Origin of the sequence: Pseudarthrobacter sp. fls2-241-R2A-168, assembly GCF_030209335.1 — a bacterium.
Taxonomy (GTDB): domain Bacteria; phylum Actinomycetota; class Actinomycetes; order Actinomycetales; family Micrococcaceae; genus Arthrobacter.
In genome coordinates, this window is sequence record NZ_JARVSG010000006.1 from 1 (window position 1) to 23,768 (window position 23,768).

A 23,768-nucleotide genomic window follows, 5' to 3' on the forward strand; every position below is an offset into this window, starting at 1 on the left:
ACGCCGCCAAGGACATGGTCCAGGACCTCAAGGAACCAGCCCAGGAAGCGATGGAGAACGTCAAAGCCACCGCAACTGAGGGCGTCCAGAACGTCAAAGCCGAAGGCCAGGGCGCCGTCACCGACGTCAAAGACCGCGCCACCGACGCCAAAACCAACGTCCAAAACACCTAAGCACCAACGCGGTACCCAAGGCATGAGCATCACCTGACAGGCCGGCCCCGCCATACCGCGGAGCCGGCCTCTCAGTTTTGCGCCCTTAGCGAGAGGACAACCCCATGGCCACTCAGGATTCATCCGAGACCAGCACAGCCAAAGCAGGCCAGGCTCCGGATCCGAACGACTCACGGAAGCCGGACAGCCCCAGGGACCTGGACAAGCCGAACTGGAAGTACATCGCCAAGAAGACCCTGCGGGAGTTCAGCAAAGACCAGTGCCCGGACCTCGCGGCAGCCCTGACCTACTACGCAGTCCTATCGTTGTTCCCGGCCATTCTGGCACTGGTTTCATTGGTCGGAATCTTCGGGGACGCGCAGAAAACGACGGATGCCCTGCTCCAAATAGTGCGGGGATTTGTCCCCGCCGAGACGGCCAATACCGTCGGGGGCGTTGTCTCGGATCTCGCCAACGCACCCGCTGCCGGGCTCACGCTCGTGCTCGGCCTTGCCACCGCCCTGTGGTCGGCCTCCGGCTACGTCGGGGCTTTCGGCCGGGCCATGAACCGGGTATACGAAGTGGACGAGGGCCGTCCGTTTATTAAGCTCCGCGGCACCATGCTGGTGGTTACGCTCTTTGCCGTTGTCGTCGTCGCCATCCTCGCCGGCATGCTGGTCCTGAGCGGGCCGGTCGCCGAGGCAGTGGGCGGCCTCATTGGGCTCAGCGGCGTGTTCCTGACAATCTGGAATATTGCCAAGTGGCCTGTGATGGTGGCGCTCATTATCGTGATCATTGCCGTGCTTTACTACGCGACCCCCAACGTCAAGCAGCCCAAGTTCAAGTGGATGAGCATGGGTTCAGGCATTGCACTGTTCGTCTTCCTGCTCGCATCCTTGGGCTTTGGGTTCTACGTGGGCAACTTCGGAAACTACAACAAGACCTACGGTGCCCTGGGCGGCGTGATCGTGATGCTGCTGTGGCTCTGGATCCTGAACATGTCCCTGCTTTTTGGTGCCGAGTTCGACGCGGAGACAGAGCGTGGCCGCCAGCTCCAGGCGGGCATCGAGGCAGAAGAGACCATCCAGCTGCCGCCGCGTGACACCAAGAAGAGCGAGAAGCTGCAGAAGCAGGAGGAAGAGGATATCCAGCACGGCCGCGAACTCCGCGAAAAGTACAGTGCCGAGAACGGGGGGAATGGGGACTCCGGCGGGGAAGGGGACCGGAGCGAGCGTTCCAGCCAGTCCGCGGAGCGCCACCGCGACAGGGTGCGGGACAAGCTCCGTGAGCGGGGTACCGGCAACGAGTAGGAGGGAGGCCCCGGGGCGGCGGAAAAGGCAGGCGCAGCCGGCGCCGCCTCCGGGGGCTAGGCAGGACCTTCAAGATAGGAGAAAATTGTTGTGAAGGTCCTGTTCAGGTTTCCCGGGTCAGCAAGGTGGTCCGGGACAAGGCGGGGCCGGCGGTGAGATGGCCTCTTCTGAGACCGAGGCCAGTCCCCCCAGTCGCCGTCGGCCCCCTCGATCCCCGCACGCGACGGCGCGACTGGACAAAGTGAACCGCCCTGCAATAGTTTCATGTTTACTCTGCGCGGACTCACTGGAGCCATGCAGGGCCGCTGAAGCAGATACGGCGGCAACACGGTCGACCCCGAATGAGCGAACATGCCTGCCACCCATTTTGAACAATTTATTGCTGAAGCAGTTGTCGCGGACAGGGAGCCCGGACTGGGCCTTCGCCGGGATGAACTCTATGGGCTCTACACCAGTTGGTGCCTGCTCCAGAAAGAGCAGCTTCAGGCACCGGAGGCCCTGTGGGAGGCACTGCAGGTCCACGGAATTAACCCGGACAGCAACAACCTGTCCATGACAGGCCCCGCCGCCGCAGACTACATCATGGCCAGCGCCCCGGACTTGGTCTGAGTTCTTGTCCAAGGCCTGTTGAAGCTGCTCTTGGCTGGTTAGCATGGAGATCATGGCCGGTGAATTACCGTCTGCCGGCCACCAGCCGAAGGGAGAATCACCATGGGTTTGGATGACAAGATTGACAATGCCGCGGAAAAGATGGGCGGCAAAGCCAAAGAGGGTGCAGGCGCGGCCACGGACGACGAAAGCCTCCGCGCCGAAGGCAAGATGGACCAGTCCAAGGCCGACCTGAAGCAGGCCGGCGAAAAAATCAAGGATGCTTTCAAGAAGGATTAGGTCCGGGAAACCATAACCGCGAAAAAGGGCTGCTGCGATTTGAACTGGTCAATTCCGCAGCAGCCCTTTTTCGTTCCTCCGGCTCCGGGTTCCCGGCCAGCTTCCCGGGAATGCGGCTAGGCAGGTTCGGTGACGGGTGCCGTGGCCGCCATGGTTTCGGCATTGACCATCCAGGCCAGCTGCTCCAGGCGCTCGATGACGGCATGGAGCAGGTCAGCGCTGGTGGGATCTTCCTCATCCACCTCGTCGTGGACGTCCCTCATGGTCTGCACGGTCCGTTCAAGCCGGGCGGTCACAAGTTTGACGGTGTCCTTGGTGCTGACCAGCCCTTGTGGAAACTCCTCCAGGCGGCTGCCGGAGGAGACGGTGCTGCTGCGGCCGTCAGGCAGGGCATGCAGTGCGCGCATCCTCTCCGCTGCCTGGTCGGCGAAGAGCCTGGCTGCGGCAATGATCTCGTCCAGCTGCAGGTGCAGGTCCCTGAAATTGGTGCCCACCAGGTTCCAGTGGGCCTGTTTTCCCTGCAGGTGCAACTCAATGAGGTCAGTGAGCACCATCTGGAGGTTACTGGCAAGGGTGGGCGACGCTTTCATCATTTACCTCCGCTGCGGCTGCGTATCCGGCTGGGATCAACCGGACAATTACTATAAGCATACTTACCAGTTTGATGCAGGCCGGGGCGCAGGCCAGCGCTACTTGATCCGGGCCAGTGCGAATCCGTCCCAGCCTTTGGAGCCCACCGTTTGAATGACGGTGGCATCAAGCCGGGGATGCTCGCCCAGCAGCTTCAGTGCGTCAACGATTCCCGGCGCGTTAACAGGATCCATGTCCGGGTCCAGAACGGCACCTTCCCAAATGGTGTTGTCCAGGACCACAGTGGTGCCGGGACGGCCCAGCCGTACCGCCCAGTCCAGGTAGCGGCTGTTGTTCTCCTTGTCGGCGTCGATAAAGATGAAGTCGAAGGGTTCGCGGTCCTCCTCCGCCAAGGCCGCGAGCGTATCCAGGGCCGGTCCCAGCCGGATCTCCACCTTCTGTCCCAGTCCGGCGAAGTCAATATTCGCCCACGCGACTTCCGCGTGCTTGGGGAGGAATTCGCACGTTACCAGCGTCCCGTCGTCGGGCAGGCCCTGCCCCATCCAAATCGTACTGAAGCCCGCCAGCGTGCCAATCTCCAGGACCCGCCGGGCGCCGGACAGCTGGACTAAAAGCTTGAGCAGCTTGCCTGCGTTGGGCGCCACCTCGATGGGCGGCATACCGGCATCAGCTGCGGATTGCACTGCCCGGAGCAGGGCGGGATCGGGATGTACCACCACCTCGGACAGGAACTTTTCGGTGGCGGTCCACTCCGGGCGCGGCTTGTGCTCAAACATGGGCACAGTCTGGCACGGGCTCCGGCGCGGGTCCAGACTGCGCTTCCCGAACCCGGCTGGCCGGGCCGGCACCCGGCGCTTAGGGGTCCGCCGCCTCAGGAGGGGCCGTCAGCCAATGCTGCTTCGAGCCGGTCCACCTTGGCCGTCAACTCGCCGGAGTATCCCGGCCTGATGTCCGCCTTGATGACCAGGGAAACGCGGCTGCCGTAGTGGCCCACGGCCTCCGTTGCACGCTTTACGACATCAAAGACTTCGTCCCATTCACCCTCGATGGTGGTGAACATTGAATCCGTTGTATTGGGGAGACCTGACTCCCTGACGATTTTCACAGCGGCGGCGACGGCGTCGTGAACGGAGGCGTCCGCGGGCCGGGAGCCTTCAGCGGGGGTACCGGAGGGGGCAACAGAAAAGGCAAGCAGCATAGGGCCAGTGTGCCATGGTGAGGAGGCAGGGCGCAGGCGGAGCACGCCGCTGCGGCCGTCACAAAACCCCCTACCCCCCGGTAACGGTGATCGGCAGGACCACCATTGCTAACCTTTTGGCATGAGCCTCGCAGTCGCCCGCAAGCCACTCCGCGCCGACGCAGCGCGGAATGTGGACAAGATCATTACGGCGGCGCGCCAATGCTTCCGCGAATTCGGCCCGGAAGTTCCGCTGCAGACCATTGCAGCGACGGCGGGCGTGGGTCCAGCTACCTTGTTCCGGAACTTCTCGGACAAAGAGGAACTGGTCCTTGCAGCGCTTAACCGGCAGCTCCGGCTCACCGTTGATCCGGTGGTGGACGGCGCCCTGGCCGATATCGATGCCGCTGCGGGGCTGCTGCGGGTCATGGAGGCCCTGATGGCCGCCGCCAGCGACGACGCCAACCTTCTCGGGGCGGTTGCCGGCCGCCGGGAACTGCTCACCGGCATCACGGGCTCATTGATGGAATCGATCAGCGTCCTGCTGGTCCGCGGGCAGGGCCAGGGAAGCCTGCGCGAGGACATCTCCATGACGGACATGTTCCGGCTGCTGGCCATGCTCATTGGGGTGGTGGACACCATGGAGCCGGGATCAGATGCGTGGCGCAGGCCCCTGGCCCTGGTGGAGGATGCCATCAGGACAGTGCGGCCCAGCCGCCCGCTTCCTGTCCATGTGCCGGTGCCGGCTGCGCCCCTGACGACTCTTCCCTGACAGGCCCAAAACGGGACGCTGCCTTCTGCAAGGCAGCCCGGAAATGGCCCCGGACGCGGGGGACCGGCCCGGGGGCCTCCCCATTGTGGGCGTTCAGCAGGTGCAATACACTTCAAGTGGGTTACGCAGCCAGCCTCTCTGAACTTTCCGGATGGAGCCCTCCATGCCCCAGTTCCTGCACTTCCAGCCCACGGCCGCATCGTGATGAACACCTCCAGGCTTCTGCACTACATCAACGATCTGCGGGGTCCAGAGGAAGTTCTGCCCACCTTGTCGGGTGAGGAACTCGCGAATCTGTTGGATGCCCTTTTCCAAAACCTTGACACTCCCGAACCCGAGTTCGGCGCGCAGGCCTGGTATGAGATGGCAGTCGAAGAAAGCTTGCGACGGTCCACGTCGGCCGGTTCACGTGCAAGGGAAAGCGCTGCTGCAAGCGAAAGCGCCGCGCACGGAGTGGCATGACTGGCTGCTGCCCACGGCGTTTGTCCGGCCGGGCTTTATTCGGGGGCTTTGTCCGGGATGACCGCCTGCCGGCCCACCGCCTGTTCCGCCAATCTAGCCGCCGTTCACTGCTGCCCTCGCCCGGAGTTCCTCGCCCACCATGGCCTGCAGCGCCAGGACCTGGGACGCCGGATGACAATCCATCCCACTTGCCAAGCTCTCTGACAGGGCTTCCAAGTCTTCGTCGGGGACATCGGACAAGCCGGCGAATCGCCTGAAGAAGCGTTTGGCCGGGAGCCCAGCCTGGCGTCGTGAATTCTTGTGGAAGAGGGGGCGTCCGGCTTTGTCCCCGGTCGCGTGCAGTTGATTGTCCATCGTCGCCGTTCATACGAACCGTTCGTGGCCAACTGCATAGCCGTTTTCATACTACAACCCGCCGAGCCCCGCGGCAGTGATTGGCGTCACGCCGCCGGGACGTTGCTCAGTTCCAGCCCAGCATCCTCAACACGGCCGCAGTTCCGGCGCCCAACACCACCACCAGCAGGAAGGGCGCCCGCAGCGCTAGTGCGATCGCCGCAGCCGCGAGCGCGCCCAGGCGTGCGTCCGCCGCCAGTGACTGTCCGGAAGCCACGGTGTTCACAACAGTGAGTGACGCCAGCAGACCGATGGTCATGGTTCCCGCCACCCTGGACATCCGGGGGTCCTTGAGGAGCCTGGCCGGGACAAAGTAACCCATGAGCTTCCACGCGTAGGCCAGGGCACAAGCGATGAGCAGCCAGATCCACAGACTCATGCGTCTGCCCCGGAAACACCCTTGCCGTGCTGCCGGCCCTCACCGCCGCGGTGTTCGGCGCCCCGGTGGTGATGCTCGCGGTAGGGCTCGACATCCGGTTCCAGGCCCTCGTCGCTCCGGCCATGGCTGTACCAGCCGATCACGGCTGCCACGACGGCCGCGACGAGGATCGGCACCCCCGCCGGAACGAACGGCACTGCCGCCACCGTGGCAACAGCGCAGGCCACTGCGATAGCGATCGGTTCGCGGCCCTTCAACCGGGGCCAGAGCAGAGCCAGGAAAGCAGCCACCGCCGCCCCGTCGAGTCCCCACTGCTTCGGGTCGCCCAACCCGCTGCCGGCGAGTGCCCCCACCGCTGTGAACAGGTTCCAGAGCACATAGATGCCGATGCCGGCTGCCCAGAAACCCCGGCGCTGCTCTGCGGGATCGGTCTGGCCTGTGCTCGTGGCGGTGGATTCGTCGATGGTCACCTGCGCCGCGACGTATTTCCGCCAGCCGGTGGGGTGCAGCAGTGCGTTGAGCTGCATGCCGTAAATTCCATTGCGCATCCCCAGCAGCGTGGCGGCGCTCATGGCTGCGATGCCCGATCCGCCCCCACCCACAACACCGATGAAGGCGAATTGCGAGCCGCCGCTGAAGAGCAGCAGGCTCAGCGCCATGGTTTGCCAGAAGTCCAGCCCCGATGTGACCGACAAGGCGCCGAAGGACACTCCGTACAAGCCCGTGGCAACACTGATGGACAGTCCCACCCGAACGGCAGGGGATGACAAGAGCGTCACGCCCAGGCTCCCGGCTCACGCCCGACAGGCGCCGATGCAGGCTTCCGGAGGCTCCAGGCCCACAGGATGAGAGGCGCTTGAAGCGGGAGCCGCAGCGTATGCACTGTGCGCTGGCCAGTAGTGCCAACCGGGGTGTAGGCGCGGCGCAGGGCGTCGACGTGCCCGGCCAGGAAGACGGTGAACATGGCGGCGAGGGCAGTTGCGGTGGCCTTGCGCGCCGGCGGAACGAGGATGCCGGCGGCGGCCGCCAGCTCCAGCAGGCCGCTCAGCGCAATCCACTCCTCCCTGGTCATCACCGCAAACGGCCGACGGCGGTCCGGCTCGCTGCCGTCGTCCCTGCCCTCCAGGCAGAGGTAGTCGGGAACCACTTGGCGGAAGAACAGGGGGTCGCGGAAGTGCTTCCTGGCGCTGGCCAGAAGGAGGGCGCTCATGGCTGCAGCGGAAAGGCTTTGGAGGGCCCGGCCGGACCGGGGAAAAGGCATGCCTCCACTCAATCACAAGCGCGGCAGGGCCCGAAAACCAGCCCGGTCTACTGGACCCGTTATGCCCAGGCGAGCGCAGAACTTCCATAGGGCGCCGGCGGGCCGGGATAGTCGAGCGGTTGCCCGTCCACCACGAGGGGCGGGCCGACGTAGCGCAGGTCCCCGAAGCTGCTGGCCATGCTGCGCAATCCGGGTGCGGGCAACTGCCGTAGTGGAAGATCCGGTGGCGGGGACCGGAGGCTGAACAGCTCCTCGGCGGTGCGGACAAGGGACAACCGGGCCGATCCGCCCAGCCCCAACTCCTGGCGCCGGGCGAGCAGGGCGATGGCAGCCGCCGCCACGCCGTAGCCAGTGGCGTGGTCCAGGGCCTGGACAGGGAGCGCACCAGGCCGCCAGCCGTCGTCGTGATGTTCCGTCCCGTAAAGGGAGGCGATTCCGGTGGCCGCCTGGACAATGCTGTCGAAGCCGCGCAGCCCGCTCCACGGGCCGGTGCTGCCCCACGCGTCCAGCGTGACCACCGCCAACTCGGGCCGGGCCGCCAGCAGAACGTCCGGTTCCAGCCCAAAGCGCTCCAGGGAGCCCCGCCGGTATCCACTGATGACCACGTCGGCAGAAGCCAGCAACTCCTGCAACTGGTGCCGGTTCCCGGGGGCTGCAAGGTCCGCCTCCGCGCTCCGCTTGCCAAACCCCGTGTCCACGAACTGGTCCATGATTTCAGGAAGGCCTGGCGGATCAATCCGCAGGACGTCGGCGCCGAGCGCTCCCAGCAGGCGCGTGGCAACCGGCCCGGCAATAACCCGGGTCAGGTCCAGGACGCGCACGCCAGCCAAGGGGCTGCCTGCGTCGTCGCCGGACAGGCGGCGATTCCGGGCTGTCAAAGGTTCTCCGGAAGCAAGATTCACTTCGATCCAGGGACTGCTGCCGGCCGCGCTGCCCATCCGGGAATTGAGCCACTCCTGGCGGCTTCGGACGGCAGCGGCAATTCCTCCCCTGGCTTGAATCGCCGCTTCTGCTTCGAGCGAGGTCATGCCGGCAAGTGCCGCCGCCACCCCGTCTGCCGTGCTGGCATCCAGCGCCTGCATCAGCCGCTGTTCATGGTGCGGGTAATTGGCATGGAGCCGGATCCAGCCGTCGCGGGTGCGCCGGAAGCCGGACAGCGGGGCAAAGCCCTGGATGGGCCGCCCGTCAATCCGCAGATAGCCGTACGAATCGAACGCAGCCGCGGTCAGGGCAGCCGTAGTGCCGAACCGGCCCGGAGTTCCTGCCAAGAGGTTCAATGCTGCAGCGGCAGCTCCTACGGACGCCAGGGCCAGGCCTTCCACGTCCAGCGCGCCGCCCCACCACCGGCGCGGGCCGGACCAGGAGGCCTCCTCGCCCAACACTAGCCCGGCGTCCGCGAACACCGGGTCCAGGGATCGGAACAGTGGGGGAAGGTCACTGCCAGGCTGCACCGTGCCCTCCTACCTTCCTTGCGGCGAGGGCATGTGCAACTGCCCCAACACGCGGGCGGGAACGTTGGTGGTGATCTCGTGGATGCCAAGGCCCTGGCACAACGCCACGTCCTGGTCCGTGTCCACGGTCCACACCCGGAGGCGCCGGCCCCGCTCCTGCCACCGCAGGATGGTGCCCGGATGCCGGCGGACGTACTCGACGCCGGGACCGGCCAATCCGGCTTCGCCGGCGTCCAGGATCCGTTCGCCTTCCAGCTGGGCAGCTTTCATCACGTTGGCTATAGCTCCCCCGGTAATCAGCCCCAGGCCCAGTTCCTCGCGGAGTTCGCGCACGTCCACGTCATCCACCAGCTGGCAGACGTACTGCGCCGGAACTGAACGGAGCAGCCGGCGGACGGATTCGGGGCTGAAGCTCATGAAGGTCACCGAGACATTGCCGATGGAAGAGTCCGCCGCACCCCAGCCCGAGGCCCGCAGGACCTCAAGCACCCGGTCCTCCAGCTTGAGCTGGTAGGGGCTGGGATGCTTCAGTTCAATGGCGAGCCGCACGGGCCGGCCGGCAGCGCCGAGGATCTCCAGCAGTTCCGGAAGCGTCAGGAACTGCTCCGACCGCGCCCCGTACATTTCCGGAATGCGCACGCCCTTCCAGGACGAAAAGTCCAGGCGGCGCAGTTCGCGCAGCGTGCGTTCCGCCACCGGCCCGGTTCCGTCTGAAGTACGGTCAAGGTTGGCGTCGTGCAGGAGGACGACGTGCTGGTCGCGGGTGAGGTGGACATCGCACTCCACGCCGTCCGCCCCGTCCGCCAACGCCTGCAGATAGGCGGCGCGGGTGTGCTCGGCGAAGGCGGCGCTCGAGCCGCGGTGGGCAAAGACCAGCGGCCGCTGCGGCAGTGACTCTTCAGTAGTCATGCAGCCACGGTAGCCGACCCGGCCAGGACTGCGGCGATAGGCTTGGCACATGCAGGTGAACTCTGAGCCAACTACCCGCGAAGCACCCACCAGGCCGGCACCCGCCGGACCATCCGGCGAAAAGGCGCGTCCCGCCGTCGTCCGCCAGCAACTCACGGCCGGTGACGCCGAAAAAGCGGCAGCGCTGCGGAAAATGAAGCTTGTGGCGCTGGGACTGCTCATCGCCATGGCCGTGGTTTTTGTGTTCGCCTTCGCCCTCCAACGGGAGTACCCATGGCTCCAATACGTGCGGGCGGCCGCGGAGGGCGGCATGGTGGGTGCGCTGGCCGACTGGTTCGCCGTCACTGCGCTGTTCAAGTACCCCATGGGCATCAAGATCCCGCACACGGCGATCATTCCGCGCCGCAAGGACCAGATCGGCGCCTCGCTGGGCGAGTTCGTAGAGACGAACTTCCTGTCCGAGCAGGTGGTCCAGGACAAGCTGGCAAGCGTGAACATCGCCCGCCGGGCCGGCGAGTGGCTCGCCACCCCGGCCGGTGCCAACCGCGTGGCCAAGGAGGGCGCGGCCGTTATCCGGGGCTTGTTCAAGGTCCTGAACGACGACGACGTCCAGGCGGTCATCGAAGGAATGGTGCGCAAGCACCTGCTCACTCCGCCGTGGGGACCCCCCGTGGGCAAGCTGGCGGAGCGGATTTTCCACGACGGGCACCACCACAAGCTGGTGGACCTGCTGGTGGACCGGGCGGCCGACTGGGTCAGCGAAAACCATGAAACGGTCAGCCGGCTCGTCTCGGAGCGTTCGCCCACCTGGGTTCCGCAGTTCGTGGACGGGCTGGTGGGCGACAAGGTCTACATCGAGTTCCTGAAGTTCGTCCGGGCCGTGCAGTCCGATCCGAGCCACCAGGTCCGGCAGTCCATCGACAAGTACCTGAACGATCTTGCCCAGGACCTGCAGCACGATCCGGTGATGATCGCCCGCGCGGAGGACATCAAGGCACAGGTCCTCGGCGATCCGGAAGTGCGCGAGCTTGCCTCCCGCACCTGGGGCACGGTGAAGAACGCCCTGCTCGGCGCAGTGGAGGATCCGGACAGCGAGCTGACCGTCAAGTTCAAGGCGGCCGTACGCGACTTCGGCTCCAGGCTGGTCAACGACCCCGAACTCGCCGGCAAGGTCAACGCCTGGATTGGCGACGCCGCGGGCTATCTGGTGCGGACCTACCGCTCGGACATTGCCGGGGTGATCACCGATACCGTGGCCCGGTGGGATGCTGAGGAAACCTCGCAGAAGATCGAACTTCAAGTGGGCAAGGACCTGCAGTTCATCCGGATCAACGGCACCGTAGTGGGCTCCCTGGCCGGCCTGGCGATCTTTACGGTGGCGCACCTGATTTTCGGGTGAGCCCAGCTACTGTTCACAGCAACGCGGGGTCACAAAGCGCCCACTAAACGGCCGTACATGGGCCAGGAGTGACCCCGCGTTGCTCCAAAAGGCCCGAGCTAGGCGAACGCTTCCAGTTCAACGCCGGCAGCCTCCAGCCCGGCCCGGACGGCCGCAGCCATCCCCACCGCACCCGGGGTGTCGCCATGGATGCACAGGGAGTCCGGCCGCACCTGGACCACTGTCCCGTCCAGCGCCACCACTTCGCCTTTAGTCGCCAGGCGCACCGCCCGCTCGACGATCGCATCGACGTCGTGCAGGACGGCGCCTTCCTGGGAGCGCGGCACCAAGGTGCCGTCGCCCTGGTAGGCGCGGTCCACGAAGGCTTCGATGAAGACCGGATGTCCCGCTTCCTTGGCCTGCTTCAACAGCTCAGACCCTGGCAGGCCAAGGATGGGCAGGCCGGGATCGTAGGAGTTCACGGCGGCCACTACCGCAGAGGCCTGTTCGGAGTCGTGCACCAGCCTGTTGTACAGCGCCCCGTGCGGCTTCACGTAGTCCACCGAGGCGCCCACTGCGTGCGCCACGCCGTCGAGCGCGCCCAGCTGGTACAGGACGTCGCCGAACAGTTCATCGAAGGACGTGTCCAGCGAGCGGCGGCCGAAACCGGCGAGGTCGCGGTAGCCCACGTGCGCACCGACAGTTACATCAAGCTCATAGGCGGCGCGGCAGCTGTCCAGCATGGTAACGGGGTCGCCGGCGTGGAATCCGCAGGCAACGTTGGCGCTGGTGACCAGCTGGAACATCGCAGCGTCGTCCCCCATGGTCCAGGAACCGAATGATTCGCCGAGGTCAGCGTTGAGATCCAAGGTTGTTGCCTTCCAGCGTCAGGTGGTCCGGTGCGGCAGCGTTCAGCTCGCCGGGAATCGTATCCGGCATGGGACCAAACGCTTCCTTCGCGTTCCCCACCACTGCCCGCCCCATCATGAGGTTACCGGCTCCCCCCACCACGGCGCCGATGCCGAACGGCAGCGCCCGGCCGAACAGGGCCGTTCCCTGGCGTTTGAGGAGGTTCTTGAGGAAGGCTTTCTGGATGCGGTTGCGGACCGAACCGAAGCCGGGCACCGACATGGATTTGGACAGGACATTGCCCCAGGCCCTGGTGGCGTTCGTGCCGTTGCCGGCCGCCTGTCCACCGAGCGTTCCGAGCAGGGCCGTCCCCTCCTCGCCCAGCATGATGGCCATCACCATGGTGCTGGCCTTTTCCGGGTTGGTGAGGCGGATACCGTGCAGCTCCGCGAGGGACGTGGCGTACAGCGCGGTTGCTTCGAGGAACCCTACTGTCGCCGCAGCGGACAATCCCAGGGACGCCACTGTGCCAACGCCGGGAACGACGGCGGTGGCCCCCACGATTGCGCCGCCTCCGGTGACGGCACGCAGGTAGTCCCGCTCCAGGATGTCTGCCAGCTGGGCGGCGGTGGCGCGCGGGTGCTTTTTCTGCAGCCGGCGGATGTAGGCCAGGACCAGCGGGCGCTGGATCTCCACTGCCTTCAGGAGCGCGTTGTGGACTCCGGGCTTGGGCTTGCCGTCGGCGTCGAACACTGCATTGTGGGCGGTTTCGGTTGCGATTCGTACTGCGGGGTTGCTGCGCCTGGCCATGGTCACCTCTGTTGGTCTCGCCGGCCGCGTTGGTTGCGGCCCTCCTGATACTAAGCTTGCTTAACATTAGGCCACGCATGGCGGCTGGCCCCAGTCGGTTTTCACGGTATCAACCGCATGCCGCCTGTCCGGCCGAAGCCTAGACTTACCCTATGCCCGCTCCCAAAGCTTTGCGGCCCTTTGTCCACCGCGAGTACCGGGTACTGATTTCGGCACTGGCCATCTCCATTTTCGGCTCCGGCATGTGGGCCGTTGCGATGGTTTACCAGGTGATCCATCTCGGCGGCGGACCGTTGGAGCTGTCCCTGGTGGCCGCGGCCGGCAGCGTGGGCCTGGTGGCCTTTGTCCTGGCCGGCGGCATCGCGGCCGACCGGATTCCGCAGCGCCGCCTGATCATTGCAGTCGAGGGTGCCAACCTGGCCGTTATCGCCGCCATCAGCGGACTGGCCCTTGCCGGCTGGCTGCAGCTCTGGCACGTTGCCGCGGGCGCTTTTGTGCTCGGCGTCGGGGCTGCCTTCTTCTTCCCCGCCTACTCCGCGATCCTGCCGCGCATCCTTCCGGCAGAGGACCTGCTGGCCGCGAACGGGATGGAGGGATCCATGCGGCCGGTCCTCCAGCAGGCCGCCGGGCCGGCCGTTGCAGGTGTTGTGGTGGCTGCCCTGTCGCCGTCGCACGCCGTGACGGCTGTGGCGCTGTGCCACCTTTCGGCCTTCATCATCCTGAACTTCCTGGGCCGGCACGAACTGGCTGCGCCGGCCAACGGCACAGAGGACGGTGGCAGCCCAAGCCGCAAGTCGTCCTTTTTCCAGGACCTGCGCGAAGGGGTCAGCTACACGCTGCGGACCCCGTGGCTGCTGTGGACCCTGATCTGGGCGTGCATTTCGGTCCTCTTCCTGATCGGCCCCATCGAGGTGCTGCTGCCGTTTGTGGTCCGCGACCAGCTCGGTGGCGACTCCAGCATGTTCGGATTCCTGCTCGCCCTCATGGGTGTGGGCGCCGCCCTCGGCTCGCTGCTCACGGCCTCCCTGCGGCTGCCCAGGCGCTACCTCACGGTGATGATGGTGAGCTGGGGCGCGGGCAGCCTGCCCCTGGCCGCCGTCGGAGTCATGGACACCTTCTGGGCCATCGCGGCCGCCCTGTTCATCTTCGGCGCCACCGGCAGCGTGGGCATGGTGATCTGGGGCACGCTGCTCCAGCGGCGCGTTCCGCCCCACCTTCTGGGCCGGGTATCCAGCCTGGACTTCTTCGTCTCGCTCGCCCTGATGCCGGTGTCCATGGCCCTGGCCGGACCCGCCGCCGAAGTCCTGCCCATCTGGCTGATCTTCGTGGTGGCAGGGGGCGTGCCCGACGACGAACTGGCCCACCCGCTGGACCGGTCACCTGAGGTGGAAAGGACGACGGCGGGCGAAGGCCAGGTGCGCGGCTGAACTTCCGGAAGGCGCGCCTTAGCTGTTGGCGTGCACTACCGGGATGCTCGCCGTCGGATGTCCGCTCGGGAACACCGTGGACTCCGGCACTGGAACCGGCGCGAGTCCCACCCGGACCGGTTCAGCGCCCACAGTCACCAACTGGCCGCGGACGTCCACGTCGAGCGGATCGCCTTCCTCGATGGCCAGGGTGAGCGCGCCGGCGTCGAGCTGGACCCGGAGCAGCCGGCCGCGGATCTTGAGGTGGAAAGTGAGCCCCTCCCACTCGGCAGGCAGCCGCGGATCGAAGAACGGAACAGGGCCCTGGTCCCGCAGGCCGGCAAAGCCGCAGACCAGCGAGCTCCACACCCCGCCGGTGGAAGCGATGTGCACGCCGTCGATGGTGTTGCCATGCGTATCATCCAGATCGATGAACACCGCGTTGGTGAAGTGTTCCAGCGCTTCGCGCGAGTATCCCACTTCGGCGGCCATGATGCCCTGCACGCAGGCGGAGAGCGTTGAGTCTCCGGTGGTCAGCGGATCGTAGAAGTCGAAGGCCCGGTGCTTTTCCTCGGCGGTGAAATCCTGCCACTGCAGGAACATGGCCAGGACGGTGTCGGCCTGTTTCAGGACCTGGTGGCGGTAGATGACCAGCGGGTGGAAGTGCAGGAGCAGTGGGTACTTGGACCGGGGCGTGGTCCAGTCCCAGGACTCCAGGGTCATGAAGTCGTTGTCCTGCGAATACACCTGCATGCGCTCATCAAACGGCAGCTGCATCCGGTTCGCTGCTGCCTCCCACAGCTGCCGCTCTTCCTGGCTGATGCCGGCGTGCCGCAGGGCAGCGGCGGCGCGCAGGTTAAAGCGGGCCATGACATTGGTGTAGAGGTTGTCATTGACCACTGCCGTGTACTCGTCAGGACCCGTGACGCCGTGGATGTGGAACATGCCGTCTTTGCCGAAGAAGCCCAGTGAAATCCACATCCGGGCCGTCTCGATCAACAGGTCGGCACCGATGCTGTCACGGAACGCTACGTCCCCCGTGGCCCAGACGAACCGGTTGGTGGCGAAGGCGATGGCGGCGGCGATGTGGAACTGGGCCGTGCCGGCGGCGTAATACGCACTGGCCTCAAGCCCGTTGATGGTGCGCCACGGGAACAACGCGCCTTCCACGCTCAGTTCCTTGGCCCGGATCTTGGCTTCAGGGAGCATGGCGTGGCGGAACTCCAGGACCCGGCGGGCGCCCACGGGGTTGGTGTAGGTCAGGTACGGCAGGAGGTACACCTCCTGGTCCCAGAAATAGTGGCCCTCGTAACCGGAGCCCGTCACGCCTTTCGCGGGGATCCCGGCCACGTCCGCGCGGGCCGTTGCCTGGGCCAGCTGGAACAGGTTCCAGCGGATGGCCTGCTGGAGTTCAGGCGTACCGCCGGACACCACGATGTCCGAGGTGGACCAGTGCTCGCGGTAGTGCGCCTCGCTTTCGGCGAAGATGTCAGCAACCGGCTTCAGGCCAGCTTCTGCGACGGCTGCAGCATCAATGGAGGGGTCCTGGATTCCGGCGCCCGCGGCGTAGCTGACGGTCTTTTCCAGGCGGAACGGCTCATCCGGGCCCACTGCCAGCACATAGCGGACGCTGCTGTCGTCCTGGTCCACGAGGGTATCGAACGGCTGGTGGCCCGCCGAGGTCCAGTGGTCCACCGCGACGCCCACCCGCTGCTTGGATTCCGCTGCTTCCCAGGCGAGGCGGAGCGAGCCGTCGCCACCATCGAGGCGCAGCGGCAGCAGCACGCGTCCGGCGTGGCGGCCCGCCCGGCGGGGGTCATGGACCGAGTGGTCCTCCACGGGCTGGTCCTGGCGGTTGATCACCGAGGACGTGACGTCCACGGAGATCTCGCGGTCGGTGGCCACCTCGAGTGAAATGCCGAGGGCGCCGCGGGTTGCGAAGCCGACGGCGCGGCGTTCCGTGGTGGTGACGGCGGCCTCGGAGCGGCACTGCCAGGTGATGCGGCATTCGTAGACTCCGGTAGCGAAGTCAACGGAACGGCGGTAGTCCAGGACCTCGGATTCGGCCAGGGTGAGGGATTCGCCGTCGATGACCACAGTGAAGTTGTTGGCGTCCGGGATGTACAGGATGCGTTGGCCGGTCCGGGCAAAGCCGAAGGCGTTTTCGGCGTGCTTGATGTCCCAGATCTCGTGCAAGCCGTTAATGAAGCTGCCCGGCAGGTCGGAGTCTGCCGCCGCCCAGTGGGCGCCGCGGATTCCAAGGTGCCCGTTGCCGAGAGCAAAGAGGGTTTCCAGGGTGCCTTCGACGCCCGGCTCGTGGCGTGTTTCGACGAGTTGCCAGGGGGTGTTGGGGAACCGCTCGCGGTCTGCGGAGATGATAGCCATGGTGTTGGGGTCCTTAGGCGGGTGCTGGGGCAGCTGTCGTTGGCCTGGGGCGGGCGCGGCAGCTTGGGTGCTGCTTTACTGCGTGCTTAAGTAGTTCGTTGGGTCCGCGTGCCGGGATGGGGGAACCGGCTGGGCCCGGGGGTCAGAGGAGTTCGTCGAGGTCGTTGACCACCACGGTTGCTCCGGCGTCCAGCAGGGTTTGCCGTCCGGCGCCGCGGTCCACACCGATGACCGAGTGGAACGAACCGGCCTCTCCGGCCTGGACACCGGAGACGGCGTCCTCCACCACGACGCATTCCTCGCTGGGCAGGCCCAGCAGTTGGGCAGCGTACTGGTACGTGGCGGGGCTGGGTTTGCCCGGCAGGCCTTCCCCGGCCGCCACCACGCCGTCCACCACTACAGGGAAGTGGTGGCTGAGCCCCGCTGCTTCCAGGACTGCGGGCGCGTTACGTGAGGAGGAGACGACGGCGACCTTCAGTCCGCGCTCCAGTACGGCTTCCAGGAAGCGGACGGAGCCTTCGAACGGTTCCACGCCCGTGCTGACAATGTCGTTGAAAATCCGGTTCTTGCGGTTGCCCAGGCCCTGCACAGTGGTGTTGGCGGGGTCGTCATCTGTAGGGCCTTCGGGAAGGACTATCCCGCGTGAAGCCAGGAAATCGCGGACGCCGTCAAACCGCGGCTTGCCGTCGATGTGGTCGAAGTAGTCGCTCTCGCTGTAGCCCGTGACCTCCGGCCGGGAGGAGAGGTAGCTTTCGAACAACTCCTGCCATGCCTGTTCATGCACCGTTGCGGTGGGGGTCAGGACGCCGTCCAGGTCAAAGAGGATGGCCGAGGCGCCCGTCCAGGCGGTGAGGCTGTTGACGGGATGGTCTGTGGCGGTGTTTTCACTCATGCGTGGTGCGGTGTCCTTTCAGACGGCGGGCAGCCTCGAAGGCGGGGTTGCTTCTGGGGTGTGGTGGCTTCGGTGCCCGGATCCTCTGCAGAGTCGGCGGGCCGGCCGGCCTTACATACGCAGCGGTGGTGTCCCAACTGCTGTCCGGGTTGTCCCGGTTGTCATCCCGCCGGGGAGCCTTGCCGGCGCCCTGCTGATCCATCTGTTCCTACCATCATGGGCCTGTTTCGGGCCGCCGGACAAGCCGGCCGGATGTCCGGCGCTGCCGCAGTAGCCACCAATGATGCGCCTGAACGGGCTGCCGCAAAGCATCCGCACCGCACCACCTTCCGTGTCTGCCCAGTTCACGGCCGCGCACGCGGCCGAAGACGAGTGTAAGCGCTTACAAATTTGGCTGGCAACTGTTTTTTCTTCAGCCCTCTTTGTGACGCAAGTCTCGCTATGTGGGTCCCGGAAGTGCTAAGAGCCGGCGGAACCGCCGGGGCGGAGCACGTAGTGGCGGAGGAAAGCGCTGACATCCACCATTTCCGTTTTAGACATGGCGTGGCCCATACCCGGATAGGTCCTGGCGGTGAGAAGCGTGTTCGCCTGGAGCCACTCCTCGGTGTACGCCACCGCGTCATCGTTGATCACCAGGTCCGCCTTATCCCGCCCCCAGAAGAAGGGCGGCGGGGTATCAAAGGACTCGGTGAGCGAGAGGAGTTCGTTTTCGAGAACAAAGCCGGACAGGCCCACAACGGCAGGGTAGTCCTTGGGATGAAGGCGCAGCAGGGTGCTGGCCATGGCCATCCCCTGGGAATAACCAAGCAGGCTGACGCTGGTGTGCTCGCCCTTGACGCTGTTAATCCAGGTTTGGACGGCATTGGCTGCCTTGATCACGTCAGCGAAGTCGTTAGCCAGGAAGTAGTCCAGCAGGAACCAGCCGTAATGGTCGCCAATGTTCATGGGAGCCCGGAGTGCTGCGCACGTGAATTCGGCCGGCAGATACTCAAACAGCCGGACCATCCGGGACTCGTCGGTGCCGTAGCCGTGCATCATCACCAGCAACGGAGTGCCCGCCCGCTCGCCCTCCGGCTTTGACCACACCACTGTTTCCATCGGACCAGCCTAGCGAGGCGGAATGGCAAGCAGCCTGAAGCCGTGCCGCACCGGCCGAGCGAAGCTGTTCAGCGGCATAGTGCAGCCGTCCATCCATCCAGAGTGGACCGGGCGGTCAGACAAGGGCGCCAAGGACAGGAGAAGGGCCCGGTAAGGCAACGGGAATCACACCAGCACCAACCGCATCAGTGCCGAAAGCCCCGTTCGAACCATTGAATACCGCTCCACGGAGCTGTAGCGTGACGCTTGACAGCATGCTTAGCAATTCCCGCGGGGCCAGGAAAGTGCCCCCACTCACAACAGGAGCACCATATGAGAATCGGATCCTCCATCTTCCTCATCGCCCTCGGCGCCATTCTCGCCTGGGCGGTTGCTCCCGGCCTCATCCCCTTTGTGGATCAGGTACTCATCGGCTACATCCTGATGGCGGTGGGTGTGATCGGACTCATCGCTTCGCTGATCCTGGCCTCCCCCGGTCGCAGCCGCCGCGTCAGCGAATCGCGCTCGGTAGTGGACCCGAATACCGGCGAGCGCATCACCAGGAACGAAAGCCGGGACGGCGGGCTCTAACCAGCCCCCAACACGTACAACCCGGGAAGCCGGGCGGAACCACTGCGAACTGGTCCCGCCCGGCTTTTTTGTTTCCCCAAAACGGTTCGCATCGCCTCAAGGAGACAGGGGCCGAGGCCCTTCAGGGGCTAACCGCACCTCACGGACTTTGTTTCATGTTGGTTTCCATTGACAAACCAACAGAAGCAAAGATAAAGTCAAGTAATTCAACATCATGTGATGCCAATCACTGACAGCAAGCCTTACGCAACGGAGGGTACGTGTTCGCCGAGGAGCGCCAGCAACAGATTGCCGAGCTTGTAGCCGGCACCGGCCGGGTCAGCGTGACCCACCTGGCCGAGCGCTTCCGCATCACCACCGAAACCGTCCGCCGCGATCTCGCCACGCTCGAAAACGCAGGTACCGTCCGGCGTGTGCACGGCGGCGCCGTCGCCGCGAACCGGTTCAGCACCACGGAGGAAAGCGTCACCGAGCGGGCCATCCAGCGGCCGGACCAGAAGATCCGCATCGCCGAAGCCGCCCTGGCCCTCATCCCCCGGACCTCCCCCGGCAGCGTCCTGATCGACGGCGGAACCACCACCGAAGTACTGGCAGACCTCCTCGCCAGGCGTACCGCCGTCGAACCTTCCGACGGAACAGGGCCCAGGGCCGATCTGGTGGCCGTCACGCACGCCCTTCCAATTGCCAGCAGGCTTTCCAGCATTCCCGGAATCGCCCTCGACATCCTGGGCGGACGCGTCCGCGGAATCACGCAGGTGGCCGTCGGCCAGTCAACCGTGGAAGCCGCCGGCAGGATCCGCCCGGATATCGCCTTCATCGGCACCAACGGCATCCACGCATCCTTTGGCCTCAGCACTCCCGACCCCGAGGAAGCCGCCGTCAAGGCAGCTTTCGTCCATTCGGCCCGCCGCATCGTGGTGTTGGCCGACTCCTCCAAGCTGGACACGGAAACCCTGGTCCAGTTCGCCTCCCTGAAAGATCTGGACACCTTGATTACAGACAGCGAACCCGGCCCGGAACTCGCAGCCGCCCTTGAGGACGCCGGCGTGGACGTGGTGATCGCATGATCGTCACCTTCACGGCCAACCCGAGCCTGGACCGGACGGTGGCCCTTCCCGGCCCGCTGGAACGGGGCGAAGTGCAGCGCGCCGTCTCCGTCAGCCAGGAGTCCGGCGGCAAGGGCGTCAACGTCTCCCGCGCCCTGGTGGCCTCCGGCCTCGAATCCCTTGCGGTCCTCCCCGGCGCGGACAGCGATCCCGTCCTGGCCGGCCTGCGCGAAAGCGGGGTGCCTTTCGTTTCCCTGCCCATCGGTGAGCCCCTGCGAACCAACGTTGCGCTCACCGAACCCGGCGGCGTGACCACCAAGATCAACGAACCGGGCCCCTTGCTGGATGAAAACCAGCAGGAAGCCCTGATCAAGCTGCTGGTGGAGAGCGCCCGCGGCGCCAGCTGGGTGGTCCTGGCCGGTTCGCTGCCTCCCGGATTCCCCGCCGACTTCTACGCCACGGTGGCGCGCCGGTTGCGTTCCGCCGCTGATGGAACCGCCCCGCAGATCGCGGTGGATTCCTCGGGCGCCCCTCTTGCCGCCGCCGTCTCCAGCGATAGTCCGTCCGGCGACGGCCTGGCGGGGGCAGGCACTGGTTCGGGAAAACCGGACCTCCTCAAACCCAACGCCGAAGAACTGGCTGAACTGGCTGCCGCAGCCGGTTTCGCTTCACCGGCCACCGCTGACGAACTGGAAGCGGACCCGGCTGCTGCCGCAGCAGCCGCCGCCGCCGTCGTACGTTCCGGTGTGGGTGCTGTGCTGGCAACTCTCGGATCCAAGGGAGCTGTCCTGGTAACGGCCGACGGCGCGTGGCTGGCCACGCACCCGCCGGTCGCCGCGGTCAGTACTGTCGGCGCGGGCGATTCAGCCCTTGCAGGCTACCTGCTCGCCCAAGGCCAGGGCGCCGCCCCGGCCGATTGCCTTCGTCAGGCGGTGGCCCACGGTGCCGCAGCCGCCTCCCTGCCGGGCTCCACCGTCCCGGCAGTTCACCAAACCACCCCGGATGCCGTAACCATCACGGCCCTTCGAAAGGATTGACAGTGACCCAGCTCATCACCACGGAACTGGTCGAGCTCGACCAGAACCTGGGCAATTCCCCCGAGACGGTGATCCGGCACCTGGCAAGCAAAGTAGCTGCCACCGGACGCGCATCAGAAGTCGAAGGCCTCTTCGCCGATGCCTTCGCCCGCGAGCAGAAGACCGCCACGGGCATTCCCGGCGGTATAGCCATCCCGCACTGCCGCTCCGCGGCCGTCACCGAACCCACACTGGCCATGGCACGCCTGGACCCCAAGGTGGACTTCGGCGCCAAGGACGGCCCGGCGGACCTGGTCTTCTTTATCGCAGCCCCGGACGGCGCGGACCAGGCGCACCTGAAGCTGCTCTCCAAGCTCGCCAGGTCCCTGATCAAAAAGGACTTCACCGCAGCACTGCGCAACGCCACCTCCCGCGAGGAGATCGTTGAGCTGGTGGACGGTGCGCTGGCTGACAAGCCTGCGGCACACGCCGCCGCGCCTGCAGCTGCTGCCGGTGTTGCAGCCGGAGCTGCCGCCAGTGCTTCGGCAGGTTCTTCTTCGGCGGGCTCGGTTTCGACCAGCTCAACCACGGGGGCTTCGGCAGCCCGGGGGCCCAAGCGCCTCGTTGCCGTGACCGCGTGCCCCACCGGCATCGCCCACACCTACATGGCAGCCGACTCCCTCGTCCTGGCCGCACAGGAAGCCGGCGTTGACCTGCAGGTGGAGACCCAGGGTTCCTCCGGCGCCAAGCCGCTGGACCCCGCCGTCATCGCCGCCGCCGACGCCGTGATCTTCGCCGTGGACGTGGACGTACGCGGCAAGGAACGCTTCGCCGGAATGCCCGTTATCAACGCACCTGTCAAGCGTGGCATCGACGAGCCGGCCAAGATGGTCCAGGAGGCCCTCGCCGCCGCCGACAACCCCAACGCCCGCCGTGTCCCGCACTTCGGGGCTGAAGAGCAGGCCGAGCACGATGCGGAGGAAAAGGGCGAGCACATCGGCCAGAAGCTCAAGCGCGCGCTGCTCACCGGTGTCAGCTACATGATTCCGTTCGTCGCCGGCGGCGGGCTGCTGATCGCCCTGGGCTTCCTGCTGGGCGGATACAACATCACCAGCGTGGCGGACAAGGTAGTCCTGGCCAACAACTTCGGGAACCTGCCCGAGGGCGGCCTGGCCATTTACCTTGGCGCGGTCCTGTTCAAGATCGGCGCCCTGTCCATGGGGTTCCTGGTCCCCGCACTGGCCGGTTACATCGCCTACGCCATCGCTGACCGCCCCGGCATCGCCCCCGGCTTCGTTGCCGGTGCCGTGTCCGGTTTCATGGGCGCCGGGTTCCTCGGCGGTATTGTGGGCGGCCTGCTGGCCGGCTACATCGCGCACCTCATCGGCACCTGGCAGGTGCCCCGCTGGCTGCGCGGCTTGATGCCCGTGGTGATTATCCCGCTGCTTGCCTCCATCGTTGCCTCCGGCCTGATGTTCCTGGTACTCGGCGGACCCATCGCCGGCCTCACCAACGCGCTCAACGGTTGGCTCACCGGCATGACCGGCGCCTCCGCCGTGGTCCTGGGCATCATCCTCGGCCTCATGATGTGCTTCGACCTTGGCGGACCCGTCAACAAGGTGGCCTACGCCTTCGCTGTGGCCGGTCTCAGTGCAGGCAGCGCCACCAACCAGGCGCCGTGGCAGATCATGGCGACTGTCATGGCCGCAGGCATGGTGCCCCCGCTGGCGATGGCCCTGGCCACCGTCCTGGACAAGAAGCTCTTCAGCCTGGCCGAGCGTGAAAACGGCAAGGCCGCCTGGCTGCTGGGTGCCTCCTTCATCTCCGAAGGCGCCATCCCGTTTGCTGCTGCAGATCCGCTGCGCGTTATTCCTGCCAGCATGGTGGGCGGCGCCCTCACCGGCGCGCTCTGCATGGCCTTCAACGTCACCTCGCAGGCACCCCATGGCGGCATCTTCGTGTTCTTCGCGATCGGCAACCTGCTGATGTTCGTCTTGTCCATCATCGCCGGAACCATCGTCAGCGCGCTGGCCGTAGTGGCCCTCAAGCGCTGGGCAGCCCCGAAGACCGCTGCTACGGTGGAGACCGTTCCAGCAACCGTCTGACCCTGCCCCACCCACTACCGCTACCCGGCGTCCAACCATCCCGCCGGAAGACAAAGGAGCAAAAATGCCAGAACGCACAGCAACCGTCGCCAGCCGCGTGGGCCTGCACGCCCGCCCCGCCGCCATCTTTGCCGAGGCAGCCGGCGAGTACGACCTGGACATCACCATCGCCCGCGAAGGCGAGCCGGCCGACGAGGCGATGGACGCTGCCAGCATCCTGTCCCTCATGAGCCTGGGCGCCTCCCACGGCGACGTGGTGGTCCTCCGGGCCGAGGGCGACGGCGCTGAGACCGCCCTGGACCACCTGGTCCAGATCCTCGAAACGGATCACGACGCCGAGTAGCAGCCCCGCTGCCACAGGCACCAAAGCCGCGCGGCCGCCGTCGGACTTCCCTTCCCCGGGAGGTGTCCGACGGCGGCTGCCGGCGTTAAGCGGTCCAAGTAGGTAGCGCTAAGTGTCGTTATGAG

25 protein-coding genes and 1 pseudogene are annotated in these 23,768 nt (G+C 66.0%); 13 read left to right on the forward strand and 13 right to left on the reverse strand.

Annotation, left to right across the window (positions count from 1 at the left end; genetic code table 11):
- From QRN11_RS22625 to QRN11_RS04890, 4 genes and pseudogenes are all read left to right on the forward strand, one after another.
- Positions 1-173 (forward strand): annotated as a pseudogene (locus QRN11_RS22625) (DUF3618 domain-containing protein); the annotation flags it as partial.
- Between the two features lie 104 nt (positions 174-277).
- Positions 278-1,462 (forward strand): YihY/virulence factor BrkB family protein, encoded by a 1,185-nt coding sequence (locus tag QRN11_RS04880; protein WP_285250108.1) that lies wholly within the window; start codon positions 278-280, stop codon positions 1,460-1,462.
- 351 nt (positions 1,463-1,813) lie between these two features.
- A complete protein-coding gene (locus QRN11_RS04885) occupies positions 1,814-2,071 on the forward strand; it encodes a hypothetical protein (protein ID WP_285250109.1) in 258 nt (85 codons plus the stop codon).
- Positions 2,072-2,173: 102 nt separating this feature from the next.
- Positions 2,174-2,350: a CsbD family protein gene (locus QRN11_RS04890; protein ID WP_091423538.1), complete on the forward strand. Its 177-nt coding sequence runs from the start codon at positions 2,174-2,176 to the stop codon at positions 2,348-2,350.
- 116 nt (positions 2,351-2,466) lie between these two features.
- On the opposite strand, the gene QRN11_RS04895 is transcribed toward QRN11_RS04890, so the two are convergent.
- The 3 genes from QRN11_RS04895 to QRN11_RS04905 form a co-directional block, all read right to left on the reverse strand.
- Positions 2,467-2,940 carry a Dps family protein gene (locus tag QRN11_RS04895; RefSeq protein ID WP_142059203.1) on the reverse strand — a complete coding sequence of 158 codons (474 nt, stop codon included), beginning with the start codon at positions 2,938-2,940 and terminating at the stop codon, positions 2,467-2,469.
- A gap of 99 nt (positions 2,941-3,039) precedes the next feature.
- Complete coding sequence (locus QRN11_RS04900) at positions 3,040-3,717, reverse strand: O-methyltransferase (protein WP_285250110.1); 678 nt, start codon at positions 3,715-3,717, stop codon at positions 3,040-3,042.
- Positions 3,718-3,812: 95 nt separating this feature from the next.
- Positions 3,813-4,139 (reverse strand): thiamine-binding protein, encoded by a 327-nt coding sequence (locus QRN11_RS04905; protein WP_091423542.1) that lies wholly within the window; start codon positions 4,137-4,139, stop codon positions 3,813-3,815.
- A 121-nt stretch (positions 4,140-4,260) separates the two neighbouring features.
- Between QRN11_RS04905 and QRN11_RS04910 the strand changes: the two genes are divergently transcribed.
- Both QRN11_RS04910 and QRN11_RS04915 read left to right on the forward strand, forming a co-directional pair.
- Complete coding sequence (locus QRN11_RS04910; protein WP_285250111.1) at positions 4,261-4,890, forward strand: TetR/AcrR family transcriptional regulator; 630 nt, start codon at positions 4,261-4,263, stop codon at positions 4,888-4,890.
- Between the two features lie 204 nt (positions 4,891-5,094).
- Positions 5,095-5,352, forward strand: coding sequence for a hypothetical protein (locus QRN11_RS04915; protein ID WP_285250154.1), 258 nt, complete (start codon positions 5,095-5,097; stop codon positions 5,350-5,352).
- 460 nt (positions 5,353-5,812) lie between these two features.
- Here the strand turns inward: QRN11_RS04915 and QRN11_RS04920 are convergent, their stop codons facing one another.
- The 5 genes from QRN11_RS04920 to QRN11_RS04940 are packed head-to-tail and all read right to left on the reverse strand — an operon-like array spanning position 5,813 to position 9,745.
- Entirely contained in the window at positions 5,813-6,124 is a 312-nt protein-coding gene (locus tag QRN11_RS04920; RefSeq protein WP_285250112.1) for an AzlD domain-containing protein, read from the reverse strand.
- Positions 6,121-6,903, reverse strand: a complete 783-nt coding sequence (locus QRN11_RS04925) for an AzlC family ABC transporter permease (protein WP_285250113.1) — start codon at positions 6,901-6,903, stop codon at positions 6,121-6,123. Before QRN11_RS04925 ends, QRN11_RS04920 begins: the two co-directional genes overlap by 4 nt.
- Positions 6,900-7,385, reverse strand: coding sequence for a DoxX family protein (locus QRN11_RS04930; RefSeq protein WP_285250114.1), 486 nt, complete (start codon positions 7,383-7,385; stop codon positions 6,900-6,902). Before QRN11_RS04930 ends, QRN11_RS04925 begins: the two co-directional genes overlap by 4 nt.
- A gap of 59 nt (positions 7,386-7,444) precedes the next feature.
- The gene (locus QRN11_RS04935) at positions 7,445-8,836 is read right to left on the reverse strand and encodes a CoA transferase (protein WP_350223968.1); all 1,392 of its coding nucleotides are present in this window, start codon (positions 8,834-8,836) and stop codon (positions 7,445-7,447) included.
- A 9-nt stretch (positions 8,837-8,845) separates the two neighbouring features.
- A complete protein-coding gene (locus tag QRN11_RS04940) occupies positions 8,846-9,745 on the reverse strand; it encodes a glycerophosphodiester phosphodiesterase (RefSeq protein ID WP_285250115.1) in 900 nt (299 codons plus the stop codon).
- A gap of 49 nt (positions 9,746-9,794) precedes the next feature.
- Here QRN11_RS04940 and QRN11_RS04945 point away from each other — a divergent pair, with 49 nt between their 5' ends.
- Positions 9,795-11,144 (forward strand): DUF445 domain-containing protein, encoded by a 1,350-nt coding sequence (locus QRN11_RS04945; RefSeq protein ID WP_285250116.1) that lies wholly within the window; start codon positions 9,795-9,797, stop codon positions 11,142-11,144.
- Positions 11,145-11,242: 98 nt separating this feature from the next.
- Here the strand turns inward: QRN11_RS04945 and QRN11_RS04950 are convergent, their stop codons facing one another.
- Together QRN11_RS04950 and QRN11_RS04955 are read right to left on the reverse strand one after the other, a co-directional pair.
- Positions 11,243-11,992, reverse strand: a complete 750-nt coding sequence (locus QRN11_RS04950) for a LamB/YcsF family protein (RefSeq protein WP_285250117.1) — start codon at positions 11,990-11,992, stop codon at positions 11,243-11,245.
- The gene (locus QRN11_RS04955) at positions 11,976-12,782 is read right to left on the reverse strand and encodes a hypothetical protein (RefSeq protein WP_142059104.1); all 807 of its coding nucleotides are present in this window, start codon (positions 12,780-12,782) and stop codon (positions 11,976-11,978) included. Before QRN11_RS04955 ends, QRN11_RS04950 begins: the two co-directional genes overlap by 17 nt.
- A 152-nt stretch (positions 12,783-12,934) precedes the next feature.
- Between QRN11_RS04955 and QRN11_RS04960 the strand changes: the two genes are divergently transcribed.
- Complete coding sequence (locus QRN11_RS04960) at positions 12,935-14,209, forward strand: MFS transporter (protein WP_285250118.1); 1,275 nt, start codon at positions 12,935-12,937, stop codon at positions 14,207-14,209.
- Positions 14,210-14,227: 18 nt separating this feature from the next.
- Here QRN11_RS04960 and QRN11_RS04965 read toward each other — a convergent pair whose 3' ends face one another.
- From QRN11_RS04965 to QRN11_RS04975, 3 genes are all read right to left on the reverse strand, one after another.
- Positions 14,228-16,573, reverse strand: a complete 2,346-nt coding sequence (locus QRN11_RS04965; RefSeq protein ID WP_285250119.1) for a glycoside hydrolase family 65 protein — start codon at positions 16,571-16,573, stop codon at positions 14,228-14,230.
- Positions 16,574-16,715: 142 nt separating this feature from the next.
- Positions 16,716-17,465, reverse strand: coding sequence for an HAD family hydrolase (locus QRN11_RS04970; protein ID WP_285250120.1), 750 nt, complete (start codon positions 17,463-17,465; stop codon positions 16,716-16,718).
- 459 nt (positions 17,466-17,924) lie between these two features.
- A complete protein-coding gene (locus QRN11_RS04975; RefSeq protein ID WP_285250121.1) occupies positions 17,925-18,563 on the reverse strand; it encodes an alpha/beta hydrolase in 639 nt (212 codons plus the stop codon).
- Positions 18,564-18,875: 312 nt separating this feature from the next.
- Here QRN11_RS04975 and QRN11_RS04980 point away from each other — a divergent pair, with 312 nt between their 5' ends.
- The 5 genes from QRN11_RS04980 to QRN11_RS05000 all read left to right on the forward strand — a co-directional run bounded on the left by QRN11_RS04980 (position 18,876) and on the right by QRN11_RS05000 (position 23,643).
- Positions 18,876-19,133 (forward strand): DUF6458 family protein, encoded by a 258-nt coding sequence (locus tag QRN11_RS04980; protein WP_050056600.1) that lies wholly within the window; start codon positions 18,876-18,878, stop codon positions 19,131-19,133.
- Positions 19,134-19,393: 260 nt separating this feature from the next.
- On the forward strand, positions 19,394-20,200 hold the full coding sequence (locus QRN11_RS04985; protein WP_285250122.1) for a DeoR/GlpR family DNA-binding transcription regulator: 807 nt from the start codon (positions 19,394-19,396) through the stop codon (positions 20,198-20,200).
- Positions 20,197-21,216 carry a 1-phosphofructokinase family hexose kinase gene (locus QRN11_RS04990; RefSeq protein WP_285250123.1) on the forward strand — a complete coding sequence of 340 codons (1,020 nt, stop codon included), beginning with the start codon at positions 20,197-20,199 and terminating at the stop codon, positions 21,214-21,216. Before QRN11_RS04985 ends, QRN11_RS04990 begins: the two co-directional genes overlap by 4 nt.
- A gap of 2 nt (positions 21,217-21,218) precedes the next feature.
- Positions 21,219-23,300 (forward strand): PTS fructose transporter subunit IIABC, encoded by a 2,082-nt coding sequence (locus QRN11_RS04995; RefSeq protein WP_142059090.1) that lies wholly within the window; start codon positions 21,219-21,221, stop codon positions 23,298-23,300.
- 64 nt (positions 23,301-23,364) lie between these two features.
- Complete coding sequence (locus QRN11_RS05000) at positions 23,365-23,643, forward strand: HPr family phosphocarrier protein (RefSeq protein ID WP_091423580.1); 279 nt, start codon at positions 23,365-23,367, stop codon at positions 23,641-23,643.
- Positions 23,644-23,768 lie beyond the last annotated feature (125 nt).